The organism is Streptomyces sp. NPDC050211, assembly GCF_040656035.1.
Lineage (GTDB): Bacteria > Actinomycetota > Actinomycetes > Streptomycetales > Streptomycetaceae > Streptomyces.
Genome location: NZ_JBFALC010000013.1, coordinates 13,865 through 25,826 on the forward strand (window position 1 = coordinate 13,865; position 11,962 = coordinate 25,826).

General features: G+C 70.0%; 12 protein-coding genes and 1 pseudogene. 8 read left to right on the forward strand and 5 right to left on the reverse strand.

The window, feature by feature from the left end; translation table 11 throughout:
* Positions 1-261: 261 nt before the first annotated feature.
* The 5 genes from AB0I98_RS16230 to AB0I98_RS16250 form a co-directional block, all read right to left on the reverse strand.
* Entirely contained in the window at positions 262-501 is a 240-nt protein-coding gene (locus tag AB0I98_RS16230) for a hypothetical protein (RefSeq protein ID WP_362941363.1), read from the reverse strand.
* 111 nt (positions 502-612) lie between these two features.
* Positions 613-1,332 (reverse strand): ABC transporter permease, encoded by a 720-nt coding sequence (locus tag AB0I98_RS16235; RefSeq protein WP_362941366.1) that lies wholly within the window; start codon positions 1,330-1,332, stop codon positions 613-615.
* Between the two features lie 10 nt (positions 1,333-1,342).
* On the reverse strand, positions 1,343-2,254 hold the full coding sequence (locus AB0I98_RS16240) for an ABC transporter ATP-binding protein (RefSeq protein ID WP_362941369.1): 912 nt from the start codon (positions 2,252-2,254) through the stop codon (positions 1,343-1,345).
* Positions 2,251-3,159 carry an ABC transporter permease gene (locus AB0I98_RS16245; RefSeq protein ID WP_362941372.1) on the reverse strand — a complete coding sequence of 303 codons (909 nt, stop codon included), beginning with the start codon at positions 3,157-3,159 and terminating at the stop codon, positions 2,251-2,253. The genes AB0I98_RS16240 and AB0I98_RS16245 overlap by 4 nt, the downstream gene beginning before the upstream one ends.
* Positions 3,149-4,138, reverse strand: a complete 990-nt coding sequence (locus tag AB0I98_RS16250) for an ABC transporter ATP-binding protein (RefSeq protein WP_362941794.1) — start codon at positions 4,136-4,138, stop codon at positions 3,149-3,151. The genes AB0I98_RS16245 and AB0I98_RS16250 overlap by 11 nt, the downstream gene beginning before the upstream one ends.
* A gap of 254 nt (positions 4,139-4,392) precedes the next feature.
* On the opposite strand from AB0I98_RS16250, the gene AB0I98_RS16255 reads away from it, so the two are divergent.
* The 8 genes and pseudogenes from AB0I98_RS16255 (at position 4,393) to AB0I98_RS16290 (ending at position 11,951) form a co-directional block, all read left to right on the forward strand.
* Positions 4,393-5,235: a M24 family metallopeptidase gene (locus AB0I98_RS16255; RefSeq protein WP_362941375.1), complete on the forward strand. Its 843-nt coding sequence runs from the start codon at positions 4,393-4,395 to the stop codon at positions 5,233-5,235.
* Complete coding sequence (locus AB0I98_RS16260) at positions 5,232-6,989, forward strand: SDR family oxidoreductase (RefSeq protein WP_362941378.1); 1,758 nt, start codon at positions 5,232-5,234, stop codon at positions 6,987-6,989. Before AB0I98_RS16255 ends, AB0I98_RS16260 begins: the two co-directional genes overlap by 4 nt.
* Entirely contained in the window at positions 6,986-7,864 is an 879-nt protein-coding gene (locus AB0I98_RS16265; RefSeq protein WP_362941381.1) for a metal-dependent hydrolase, read from the forward strand. The genes AB0I98_RS16260 and AB0I98_RS16265 overlap by 4 nt, the downstream gene beginning before the upstream one ends.
* Positions 7,861-8,847, forward strand: coding sequence for a MerR family transcriptional regulator (locus AB0I98_RS16270; protein ID WP_362941384.1), 987 nt, complete (start codon positions 7,861-7,863; stop codon positions 8,845-8,847). Before AB0I98_RS16265 ends, AB0I98_RS16270 begins: the two co-directional genes overlap by 4 nt.
* 122 nt (positions 8,848-8,969) lie before the next feature.
* A pseudogene (locus tag AB0I98_RS16275) lies at positions 8,970-9,551 on the forward strand (RNA 2'-phosphotransferase).
* 25 nt (positions 9,552-9,576) lie between these two features.
* Positions 9,577-10,023: a hypothetical protein gene (locus AB0I98_RS16280; RefSeq protein WP_362941387.1), complete on the forward strand. Its 447-nt coding sequence runs from the start codon at positions 9,577-9,579 to the stop codon at positions 10,021-10,023.
* 41 nt (positions 10,024-10,064) lie between these two features.
* On the forward strand, positions 10,065-10,967 hold the full coding sequence (locus AB0I98_RS16285) for an LLM class flavin-dependent oxidoreductase (RefSeq protein WP_362941390.1): 903 nt from the start codon (positions 10,065-10,067) through the stop codon (positions 10,965-10,967).
* Positions 10,968-11,063: 96 nt separating this feature from the next.
* On the forward strand, positions 11,064-11,951 hold the full coding sequence (locus AB0I98_RS16290) for an HAD-IIB family hydrolase (protein WP_362941393.1): 888 nt from the start codon (positions 11,064-11,066) through the stop codon (positions 11,949-11,951).
* Positions 11,952-11,962 lie beyond the last annotated feature (11 nt).

The following is an 11,962-nucleotide window of genomic DNA, read 5'->3' on the forward strand; positions in this document are numbered from 1 at the left end:
GCGCGCCGCGTGCTCGAAGCGGCCGCCCCGGGCAGCTCCCCGTGCGGAGCGGGTTCGACGGTGGGGTAACTACACCGGAACTCGCCGCGGGCTGCCCTGTCGGGAGCTGTGTGTACTGCCGTGCATGGACATCGCGCAACTCCTCTCCCAGAACGTGGCGCCGAACTCTCACCGCCCGGCGTCGTGGACACAACCACTGTGCCTGTACGACGAGTTGGGCGCCACTGAATTTGGGGCGGCCGTGGGGCGGCCGTGGGACCGCTAACGGCGCCGCCGCCAGCGCCGACGGGACTTGCTGAAGAACCACCCCGCGGGCGGCTCGTCGGACCGCCATGGCTGGGGCTCGGGCTTCTCCTTGCGCCAGCGGGCGGCGAGCATCCGGGCACGGGCGGACGGCTCGGAGGTCTCGGCGGAGCGTATGAAGTCGTCGTCCAGGACCAACTCGTCCCAGGCGTCCCCCGACTCCGGCTGTCCGCGGCCCTGCGTCGACTCTCCTGCCATCCCCGGTGCCTCCCAGTCGTGCGTCCCCCGTTGTGCCCAGTGTGTCCCGACAGGAGTGAAGTCCCTGTCAATAAGTCCCTGCTAATAAGTGCCTGTCAATGAGCGGGGCGGCTACTCCTCGCCCGCCAGCGTCAGCGACCGCAGCTTCTGTCCGGCGTACCAGGTGGCGAGGATCGTCACCACGACCAGCAGCACCGTGGCCGTCGTCAGTCCGACGTCCGAGGTCACCATGTCTCCGCCGGCGACCTTGTGAGCGACGGCCAGTGCCCACTGCTGGACGCTGAGCGTGCGCGCGCCGGAGACCAGGGAGCCGAACAGGGCCTCCCAGACCAGCGCGTAGACGAGTCCGAAGACCACCGCGTGCCGGGACACCGTGCCCAGCAGCAGGAAGAGCGCGGCGTACGCGATGGAGGCGACCAGTGCGGCGACCGTGTAGGCGACGGCGATCTGCTGGCCGTTGCCGTTGAGGATGAAGCCGGCGATCAGGGTCGGCACCGCCGAGAACACCATGGTCACGGCGATCGCGACAATCAGCTTGGTGAAGATGATCGTGGGGCGTTTCACCGGCTTGGACAGCAGATAGACGACGGAGCCGTCGTCGATCTCCGGGCCGATCGCCCCGGTGCCGGCGATGACGCCGATGATCGGCACCATGGTGGCGAGCGCGAGGCCGCCGAGCAGGTCCGCCGCGGTCTGGTCGTCCGTGCCTACCAGGGCGCGCACGATCACGGAGATCACGATGAGCAGTAGGGGCAGGGCGCCCAGGATGAGGGCCCTGCGCCGGCCGAGCAGTGCCCGGTAGGTGAGTCGGGCGACTGTGGGGTCGTACATCTTCGGCCTCCTACGCCGCGACCAGATAAGAGAACACGGACTCGAGGGACTCGTCGGACGGCGAGACCGTCAGCAGCCGGATGCCGTGGTCGCGGGCGACCTTGGGCAGCAGCGCGGTGAAGCGGCCGAAGTCGACGGCCTGGATGCGCAACGCGCCCTCCGCCAGGTCGACTTCGATGCCGGACGTCGACGAGTCGGAGATCAGCGCGGCGGCCAGCGCGCGGTCGTCGCTGGAGCGCACCAGGTAGCGGTGCGGTCGGTCGGTCATCAGGCGGCGGATCTTGCGGAAGTCGCCGCTGGCCGCGTGCCGTCCGGCGACGACGACCTCGATGTGGCGGGCGAGTTGCTCGACCTCTTCGAGGATGTGGGACGAGAACAGGACCGTACGGCCCTCGTCGCCCATTTTCCGCAGCAGGTCCATCAGCTGCATGCGCTGACGCGGGTCCATGCCGTTGAAGGGTTCGTCGAGGAGCAGGAGCGAGGGGTTGTGGACCAGGGCGCTGGCCATCTTCACGCGCTGCCGCATGCCCTTGGAGTACGTGGAGATCTTGCGGTCCTGCGCGTACTCCATCTCGACGGTGGCCAGGGCCTTCTGGGCGGCCTTGGCGCCGAGGCCGTGCAATTCGGCGTTGGCGACGACGAATTCGCGGCCGGTGAGGAAGTCGTACATCGCCTCGCGTTCGGGGACGATGCCGATCTGCTGGTAGATCTGCTCGTTGCGCCAGGTCGGCTGGCCGTCGAGAGTGACGGTGCCCGTCGAGGGGGCCAGGAAGCCGCCCATCATGTTGATGAGGGTGGACTTTCCGGCGCCGTTGGGGCCGAGGAGGCCGGTGACGCCGGGGCCGATCGTCATGGTGATGTCGTTGACGGCGACCACGTTGCCGAACCAGCGGGAGACGTGGTCGATGGAGAGCGTGGTCACAGTCCGACCTTTCGGTAGCGGCGCATCAGAAGGCCGTAGCAGGCGGCGATCAGGCCCAGGGTGACGAGGACGTAGACCACGCCCTCGCCGTTGGACGGGCCGACGGCTCCTGGGAAGGCCGATGAGGCTCCGAGGAACGCCGACTGCACTCCGTCGATGAGCGTGATCGGCGAGAACAGGCCGATCCAGGCGATGGCGTCGGTCGTGCCCTGTGCGTCGGCGATGGCCTGGAGCGTGGAGACGGCGCCGTAGGAGATGGTCAGGACGGCGATCACGGCGGCGATGCCGAAGCCGCGGCGCGGGGTGACCGAGGCGATGACGAGGCCGATCCCGGCGAAGAGCAGTGAGAGCAGAGCCACGGCGACGAGTCCCTGGCCGAATCCCTTGGTCTGGTCGGCGAAGTCGAGTTTCGCCAGCAGCGCGCCCACATAGAGCACGATCAGCGGGGCGGCGGTGAGGATGAACATGGCCGAGGCGAGCGCCGCGTACTTGGCGCGTACGTAGTCGGCGGTCTCGATGGGCCGTGAGAAGTACAGCGGTACGGTCTTGAAGCGCAGGTCGCGGGAGACGGACTGGGGTGCCTGCGAGGCGACGTACAGGCTGATGACGGCCTGCATGATGATCGCGTAGCGGGTGTAGTCGACGGGCAGGTCGTTCGCCTTGGTGGCGACCGCGACGGCGACCATGATGGCCGCGGGCACGCACATCACCACGAACAGCAGCATCGGCAGCACCTTGGACTTCACCGAGCGGCCGAGGCCGTAGGAGCCGCGCAGGGACTGCGAGTAGAGCGAGCGGGTGGCGTAGGAGCGGCCGAGGCGGGGGCCGTCGTAGTTGCGGTAGCCGATGTTGTGGATGCGGGTCTGGTCGCCCGGGGGTGCCGCTACGGGGTGCTCAACTGCCATGGCCGACGGCCTCCTTCCGCTGTGCGTCGGTGTCGCTGCCTTGTCGGGACGCCTCGTCCGTGAAGACCTCGGAGATGTGGTGCCTGCGCTGCTCCATGCGGACCAGGCCGAGGCCGAGGTCGGCCACCACGTCACGGACGAGGTCGTAGGTCTCCTCGCCCTGCGCGGTGAGCAGCAGGATGTGACCGGCGCCCGGCAGGCCGCTCGCCGAGTCGAGGAGGTCCACCCCGCGCGCGTGCAACGCCTCGCGCATCGCGCGGGTGCCGTCCGGGTGTTCGTCGGTGTCGGTGACCTCGACGGCCAGCGTCGTCGTGATCTGGGTGAAGTCCGTGGTGGAGCTGGAGCGCAGGAGCTTGCCGCCGTCGACCACGACGACGTGGTCGCAGGTGCGCTCCAGTTCGCCCAGCAGGTGCGAGGTGACCAGGACGGAGATGCCGAAGTCGGTGTAGATCCGGCGGATCAGGCCGAGCATCTCGTCGCGGCCGACCGGGTCGAGGCCGTTGGTCGGCTCGTCCAGGAAGACCAGCTGCGGGTCGTGCACCAGGGCCTGGGCCAGCTTCACGCGCTGCTTCATGCCGGTCGAGTAGCCGCCGATGGGGCGGTAGCGCTCCTCGTACAGACCGACATGGCGCAGGGTGTCCGCGGTGCGCTCGCGCGCGGCGGCGGGCGGGAGGCCGGACATGCGTGCCATGTGGACGACGAACTCGGTGGCCGAGACGTCCGGCGGCAGACAGTCGTGTTCCGGCATGTAGCCGACTCGCTCGCGGATCGCGGCGCCCTTGGTGGCGACGTCGAGTCCGAGCACTTCGGCACGGCCTTCGGTGGCGGGGGACAGACCCAGCAGGATCTTGATCAGTGTGGACTTGCCGGCTCCATTGGCTCCGACGAGTCCGGTCACACCGGGCCCGACGTCCACGGAGAGCCGGTCAAGCGCGGTCACCCGGGGGAACCGCTTGCTCAGGCTTTCGGTCGCGATCACAGTCACGTGTAAGACGGTAGTGACGCGAACCACTCCGGTCGTCAGACCGGAGAGCCGTCTTGGTGTCCCTCTCGAGTATTACGGGGCCCTAAGGGTCACCCTGAGGTCGAACAACGCCGCCGTCTTTTCCACATGGGCGGCGTTGTCCACAGGCCCGCACAGGCCTATTGACGCAGCCTCCAACAACTGTCACATTCGCCAGTGTCAAGTTACGGACACGTACCGCGGTCAGCGTGGACAGGGGGCGGTGTCGGATGACGACGGCTGTTGCAGGTGAACGCGCCGCGGAGCTGCGGAAGTTCCGGAGAGTGCAGCGCCTGGCGTACGAGTGCGCGGAGGCGGTCGCGGCCCGGTTGCAGCCGGGGGTGACCGAGCGCGAGGCGGCGCGGATGCAGCGCGAGTGGCTGCGTGAGCGGGGTGTGCGGGACTGGTTCCATCTGCCCTTCGCCTGGTTCGGCGACCGCACGGCGTTCGTGAACTTCCGCATTCCGCTGCAGTTCTTCCCCACCAACCGCCGGCTCGAGCCCGGGATGCCGTTCATCCTGGACCTGGCCCCGGTGTTCGAGGGCTGCACGGCGGACGTCGGCTACTCCGGCTCGCTCGGCCTCAACCCCGTGCAGGACAAGCTGATGGCCGACCTGGAGGCGCACCGTGAGCTGATCCTGCGCGAGGTGCGCGAGCGCCGCCCGCTCAGGGAGATCTACGAGGACGTGGACCGGCTCATGGCCCGCCAGGGCTACGCCAACCGGCACCGCGCCTACCCGTTCGGCGTGATCGCCCACAAGGTGGACCGGGTCAAGGAGCGCCGCTGGTCGCCGCATGTGTTCGGGTTCGGCACCCAGTCCCTGAAGGGCCTGGCGAGCGACGCGCTGCACGGCCACCGCGAGGGCTGGTCGCCGCTGTGGTCGCCGTACCGCTTCTCCGACCACCCGCCGCAGCCGGGCCTGTGGGCGGTCGAACCCCATCTCGGCTTCCGGGGTACGGGCGCGAAGTTCGAGGAGATCCTGGTCGTCACCGACTCCAAGGACCCCGAGCAGAGCGCCTTCTGGCTGGACGACGATCTGCCGCATGTGCGGCGCTGGGCGGAGGACAAGTGACGGTGCTGAAGGGGGCGCGGGAGCGCCGGCTGCGCACCGGCGGGGTCGAGCTGTGCGTCGCCGAGCTGGGGGACCCGGACCGGCCGACGGTCGTCCTCGTGCACGGCTACCCCGACAGCAAGGAGGTGTGGTCCGAGGTCGCCGCCGGCCTCGCCGACCGCTTCCATGTCGTGGCGTACGACGTCCGGGGCCACGGCCGGTCCACGGCACCCCGGCCGCTGCGCGGCGGGTTCACGCTGGAGAAGCTGACGGACGACTTCCTGGCGGTCGTGGACGCGGTCAGCCCGGACCGGCCGGTGCATCTGGTGGGGCACGACTGGGGCTCGGTGCAGTCCTGGGAGTTCGTCACCGTCCAGCGCACGGAGGGACGCATCGCGTCCTTCACCTCGATGTCCGGGCCGTCCCTGGACCACCTCGGGCACTGGATCCACGCGCGCGTGAAGCGCCCCAGCCCGCGCCGGGTGGGCCAGCTGCTGGGCCAGGGCGCCAAGTCCTGGTACGTGTATCTGCTGCACACGCCGGTCCTGCCCGAACTGGCCTGGCGCGGTCCCCTCGGCAAGAGCTGGCCGCGCATTCTGGAACGCGTCGAGCGCCTACCCGGCGACGGCTACCCGACCGCCTCGCTCCCCAGGGACGCGGCCCACGGAGCATGGCTGTACCGGGACAACGTACGGCCGAGGCTGCGCAGGCCCCGCACGGACGCCTACGCGCACGCGCCCGTGCAGCTCATCACGCCCCTGGGGGACGCGTTCCTGTCGGAGAAGCTGTACGACGGACTGGAGGAGTGGGTTCCGCAGTTGACCCGCCGCACGCTCCCCGCCAAGCACTGGGTCCCGCGTTCCCGACCCGACCAACTGAAGGCGTGGATCTCCGAGTTCGTGACCGCCATCGAGGGCGGCAGACCGCAGGTGAGCGCCACGGGCAGGCACGCCGACCGGTTCGGCGGGCAGCTCGTCCTGGTCACCGGCGCGGGCAGCGGCATCGGGCGGGCCACGGCGTTCGCGTTCGCCGAGGCGGGCGCGCGCGTGGTGGCCGTCGACCGGGACGCGGAGGCCGCGGCGCGCACCGCCGAGCTGTCCCGGCTGGTCGGCGCCCCCGAAGCGTGGGCGGAGACCGTCGACGTCTCCGACGGGCAGGCCATGGAGAAGCTCGCCGAGAAGGTCGCCGCCAAGTACGGCGTGGTGGACGTGCTGGTGAACAACGCCGGGATCGGCCTGTCCGGCTCCTTCCTGGACACCACCCCGGAGGACTGGAAGAAGGTCCTCGACGTCAACCTGTGGGGCGTGATCCACGGCTGCCGCCTGTTCGGGAAGCAGATGGCCGAGCGCGGACAGGGCGGCCACATCGTCAACACCGCGTCGGCGGCGGCGTACCAGCCCTCCAAGGCGCTGCCCGCCTACAGCACCTCCAAGGCGGCCGTGCTGATGCTGAGCGAGTGCCTGCGCGCGGAGCTGGCCGGACAGGGCATCGGCGTGACGGTGATATGCCCCGGCTTCATCAACACCAACATCACCTCGACCGCACGCTTCGCCGGGGTCGACGCCGCCGAGGAGAAGCGGCGCCAGAAGAAGACCGCCCGGCTGTACGGGCTGCGGAACTACCCACCGGAGAAGGTCGCCGACGCGATCCTGCGGGCGGTGGTGAAGAACCAGGCCGTCGTCCCGGTGACACCCGAGGCGCGCGGCGCCCACCTCATGTCCCGGTTCACGCCCCGCGCACTGCGGGCCGTCGCCCGGCTGGAGCCACCGCTATGAGCGATCACCGGTACGCCATCACCCCACGCCGCGTGTCCTTCGACTGGACCCGCACACCCCTGCACTGGATCCCCGGCGAGCCGACCGCGACCCACGTCATCAACGTGCTGCATCTGCTGCTGCCGGCGGGGGAGCGGTGGTTCGTGAAGGTCTTCAAGGAGGGTCTGCCGCTGGTGCGGGATCCCGAACTCCTGGCGGACGTCAAGGGGTTCATGGGCCAGGAGGCCACCCACAGCGTGCAGCACGCGCATGTGCTCGACCACCTCGAGGCACAGCAGCTGGACACGGCGGAGTTCACGAAGTACGTCGACTTCCTCTTCGAGCGGCTGCTCGGCGAGCGCCCACCGCTCGGCGCACCCATACCGCAGGCGGAGTGGCTGCGCTGGCGGCTGGCCGTCGTCGCGGCGATCGAGCAGTTCACGGCGGTGCTCGGCGACTGGGTGCTGGCCGCCGACGCCCTGGACCGGGCCGACGCCGACGAGGTCATGCTCGATCTGCTGCGCTGGCACGGCGCGGAGGAGGTCGAGCACCGCGCGGTCGCCTTCGACATGTACCAGCACTGCGGCGGCACCGGCACACCCCGCTACGCCCGCCGCCTCGCCGCGATGGCCGTCACCGCGCCGGTGATGCTCTACCTGTGGGTGTGGGGCACGGCGTACCTGATACGTCACGATCCGCAGCTCGCCAGCCACCCGCGCTACTCCCTCGTCGCACACAACGCGGCGGTCCGCAAGGGCCTGCTGCCGACGTGGCGGGAGCTGGGGGCCGCGATACCCCGCTACTTCAAGCGGTCGTACCACCCCTCCCAGGAAGGGTCGCTGAGCCGAGCGGTCGAGTATCTGCGCAGGTCACCGGCGGCGAGGGCGGCGGCATGAGCGAGGAGGGTGCCGGAGTCCTGGGGCTTCGGGCCGCAGCCGGGGCGGGGACCGCGCCCGCCTACCGGATCGAGGACCTCGCGCACCTCAGCGGTGCCACGGTCCGCACCATCCGTGCCTACCAGGACCGCGGTCTGCTCCCCCGCCCCGAGCGCCGTGGCCGGGCGAACGTGTACGGCGACGCGCATCTCGCCCGTCTGCGCCAGATCGCCGATCTCCTGGACCGCGGCTACACCCTGGCCTCGATCAAGGAGCTCCTGGAGGCCTGGGACGCCGGGCGGGGCCTCGGCGGCGTGCTCGGGCTGGTCGCCGAGGTCGACGGTCCGTGGACCGACGAGGAGGCGGTACGGATCTCTCGCGCCGAGCTGGACGAGCGGTTCGGCGGCTCCCCCGACGACGCGGCGGTCGCCGAGGCGGTCGCACTCGGTGTGCTGGAGCCGGTGCCGGGCGACGACGACTCGTTCCTCGTGCCCAGCCCCCAAGAGCTCGCCGTGGCCGTCGAGTTGCATGCGGCCGGGGTTCCCCTGTCCGCGATCTCGGGACATCTACGGGAGTTGAGAGGTCAGGTCGAGCACATCGCGGCCCGTTTCCTGGAGTTCACCACGGAGCACATCTTCGCCCGCTACCTGGACGGACCGCACCGTCCGACCGACGCGGACGCCGCCGAGGCCGCCTCGCTCGTACGACGTCTGCGGCCGCTCGCCCGCCAGTCCGTGGACGCCGAACTCGCCCGCGCGATGCGCCTGTTCGCGGTGCGGCACCTGCGTGAGCACCTCGGCACGGGCGAGGCTCCGCACGTGAGCGAGGAGGCACGGTCCGTGACGATTCCGGCGGGGACGATGCGGGCCGTGGAGAAGCTCGTTGGTCCGGGGAAGGCGGCCGAGTTCATCGCGCTGGCCACCGAACGTGAGGTGCGGGCCCGCGCCTTGGACGACTTTGCCGCAAGTCGGGCCGCATCAGTGGATCTTGACGAAACCCCTTGAATCGATGGCTCGTTGTCCACAGAGTCGCCAATTCCCCTGTGGATAACCTGACTTGGCTGTGGATCAAACATCCGGAGTCAATTCATTCGCGTGATCCACGTCTCTCGCGGCACCCTGAAGGCATGGATGAAAGACGCACCGTGAAGGTGTCGAAGTACCTCTCCAAGCATCTGCGTCATCAGCCCTGGGGGCACCGCCCACGCCCTTAAGGCAGTGGGGGGAGGATCGGGCTCGTGCTCGACGAGAGCGGCTGGGTCGAGATCGAGACGCTGATGGCCGCGGCGGCCGCGCACGGCTTCCGTCTCACGCGGGACGAGCTGGACCACGTGGTCGCCGCCAACGACAAGAAACGCTTCGCGATCGAAGGCTCGCGGATCCGCGCCAGCCAGGGCCACAGCGTCGAGGTCGACCTCGGACTGCCCGCTGCCACCCCGCCGCCGTACCTCTACCACGGGACCGTGGCCCGGAACCTGGACGCGATCCGCGCCGAGGGGCTCGGCCCGATGAACCGGCACGACGTGCATCTCTCGGCCGACCGTGAGACCGCGACCCGCGTCGGCGCCCGCCGCGGCAGCCCCGTCGTCCTGTCCGTGGACGCCGGTGCCATGCACCGGGACGGCCATGTCTTCCAGGTGAGCGCGAACGGGGTGTGGCTGACGAAGGCCGTACCACCGGAGTACCTGGGATTTCCGGAGCGGCACTGAACTCTCTTCCGGCATGATCAGTGGTATGGACCATTTCCCTAGCACCGAGGCCGCAATCACCGCGCTCCGGGAGATCGCCGCCGAGTACGCGCGCGAGATCGAGGTGAGCCATGACATCGGCGCCGACCAGACCTCGCGCCGCACGGCGGCGGGCATAGGTGTCGCCACCGACCCGGACGGCTCCCTGCCCCACGAGGCCTATGTCGAGTTCGGCGGCTCGCCCCGGGTGAGTGTCCGCCTCTACCCCGAGGACGACGCGCTGATCACGGTCGAGGGCGTCGAGTGCCCCGACATTCCGCGCGACGACGTCCCGGCCTTTCTCCGCTCCGTCTTCGGTGGGCTCGCGTACGTCACCGCGCGCCGCTTCCCGCCCGGCTACCGCCTGGTCGTGCCGCTGCCCGGAGACCGTCTGCACAAGGAGTGGACGGAGATGATCTCCCTCACGCCGTGGCTGAGCAGCCGCGTGCGGTGACCGTTTCACGTGAAACCCCGTCGGCCGCTTACGCTCGACGCATGAGTCTGCGTCTGAGCACTGTGATCCTCCCCTACCGTCGCTGGCACGAAGGCGGCCGTTCGGCATGGCAGCGCGCTGAGCAGCTCGGCTTCCACACCGCGTACACCTACGACCATCTGTCCTGGCGCAGCTTCCGGGACGGCCCCTGGTTCGGTGCCGTGCCGACGCTGACCGCCGCCGCGGCCGTGACCGATCGACTGCGGCTGGGCACCCTGGTCACCTCGCCGAACTTCCGGCACCCGGTGACGCTCGCCAAGGAGCTGATCTCTCTCGACGACATCTCGGGAGGGCGCGTCACGCTCGGCATCGGTGCCGGCGGTACCGGCTTCGACGCCACCGCGCTCGGCCAGGAGCCCTGGACGCCGCGCGAGCGTGCCGACCGGTTCGCCGAGTTCGTACCGCTGCTCGACCGGCTGCTGACCGAGGACACGGTGTCGTACGAGGGCGACTTCTACGCGGCGCACGAGGCGCGCAACATCCCGGGCTGTGTGCAGCGGCCCCGGCTGCCGTTCGCGGTGGCCGCGACCGGGCCGCGTGGGCTGCGGCTCGCCGCGCGCCACGGGCAGGCCTGGGTGACCACCGGCGACCCCAAGCTGTACGAGAACGGCACTCCTGAACAGTCGATTCAAGCCATTCGTGGACAGGTGGAGAAGCTCGCCGACGCATGCGCCGTCCTCGGCCGTGATGGGTCCGGGCTGGACAAGATCCTGCTCACCGGTTTCACGCCGGACCGTGGCCGCCCGCTGCAGTCGCTCGACGCGTTCGTGGACTTCGCGGGCCGGCACCGGGAACTGGGCTTCACCGAGATCGTGATCCACTGGCCGATCCCCGACTCGGACTTCGCCGCCGACGAGAAGGTCTTCGAGCAGATCGCCATGGAGGCGCCCGCACAGCTCAGCTGAGCCGTCGCCGCGACACCCAGGGCTGGTGGGCGCAAGGACGCAGGTGAGGGGCGTCACCACTCACCTGTGCGGAGTCCCGCACGGCCGTGCAGGCATATGCGGGAGAATGGCCGGGTGACCTCAGCGACCAGACAGCCCGAGACCCCGGCCACCATCGTCCCGCCACGCCTGATCGCGACCGATCTCGACGGCACCCTGCTGCGCGACGACAAGTCGGTCTCCCCGCGTACGGTCGCCGCCCTGGCCGCCGCCGAGGAGGCGGGAATCGAGGTCTTCTTCGTCACCGGCCGCCCGGCCCGCTGGATGGACGTCGTCAGTGACCACGTCCATGGCCACGGGCTGGCGATCTGCGGCAACGGCGCCGCGGTGGTCGACCTGCACGGCGGCCCCGGCGCCCACCGGTTCGTGAAGGTACGGGAGCTGACGCGGCCCAACGCGCTGGACGCCGTACGACTGCTGCGTGAGGCAGCGCCCGGCACGGTGTACGCGATCGAGCAGACGTATGGCTTCCACCAGGAGCCGGACTACCCGAAGCTGCACATGGAGGTCCCGGACAACCTGGCGCCGGCCGAGCAGCTGCTGGCTGCCGACGGTCCCGGTGCCGATGAGCCGGTCCTCAAGATCCTCGCGTACCACCCCGAGATCGATCCGGATGCTTTCCTGAGTCTCGCCCGCCTCGCTGTCGGCGACCGTGCCAACGTCACCCGGTCCAGCCCCAGCGCCCTGCTGGAGCTCAGCGGCCCGGGGGTCTCCAAGGCCAGCACGCTCGCCCTGTGCTGTGCCGAGCGCGGTATCTCGCACGAGGAGGTCGTCGCGTTCGGTGACATGCCGAACGACGTCGAGATGCTCACCTGGGCGGGGCAGTCGTATGCGATGGGCAATGCGCACCCGGATGTGATCGCGGCCGCGTCGGGGCGGACGGTCGCCAACAACGAGGACGGGGTGGCGGTCGTGATCGAGCAGATGCTGGCGGAGCGGCTGTAACGGGCGTCGTC

Bases quoted from the DNA above. Each gene is read 5' to 3' on its own strand.
- AB0I98_RS16230 (WP_362941363.1), bottom strand. From the start codon at position 501: ATGGCAGGAGAGTCGACGCAGGGCCGCGGACAGCCGGAGTCGGGGGAC.
- AB0I98_RS16235 (WP_362941366.1), bottom strand. From the start codon at position 1,332: ATGTACGACCCCACAGTCGCCCGACTCACCTACCGGGCACTGCTCGGC.
- AB0I98_RS16245 (WP_362941372.1), bottom strand. From the start codon at position 3,159: ATGGCAGTTGAGCACCCCGTAGCGGCACCCCCGGGCGACCAGACCCGC.
- AB0I98_RS16255 (WP_362941375.1), top strand. From the start codon at position 4,393: ATGACGACGGCTGTTGCAGGTGAACGCGCCGCGGAGCTGCGGAAGTTC.
- AB0I98_RS16265 (WP_362941381.1), top strand. From the start codon at position 6,986: ATGAGCGATCACCGGTACGCCATCACCCCACGCCGCGTGTCCTTCGAC.
- AB0I98_RS16270 (WP_362941384.1), top strand. From the start codon at position 7,861: ATGAGCGAGGAGGGTGCCGGAGTCCTGGGGCTTCGGGCCGCAGCCGGG.
- AB0I98_RS16280 (WP_362941387.1), top strand. From the start codon at position 9,577: ATGGACCATTTCCCTAGCACCGAGGCCGCAATCACCGCGCTCCGGGAG.
- AB0I98_RS16285 (WP_362941390.1), top strand. From the start codon at position 10,065: ATGAGTCTGCGTCTGAGCACTGTGATCCTCCCCTACCGTCGCTGGCAC.
- AB0I98_RS16290 (WP_362941393.1), top strand. From the start codon at position 11,064: ATGCGGGAGAATGGCCGGGTGACCTCAGCGACCAGACAGCCCGAGACC.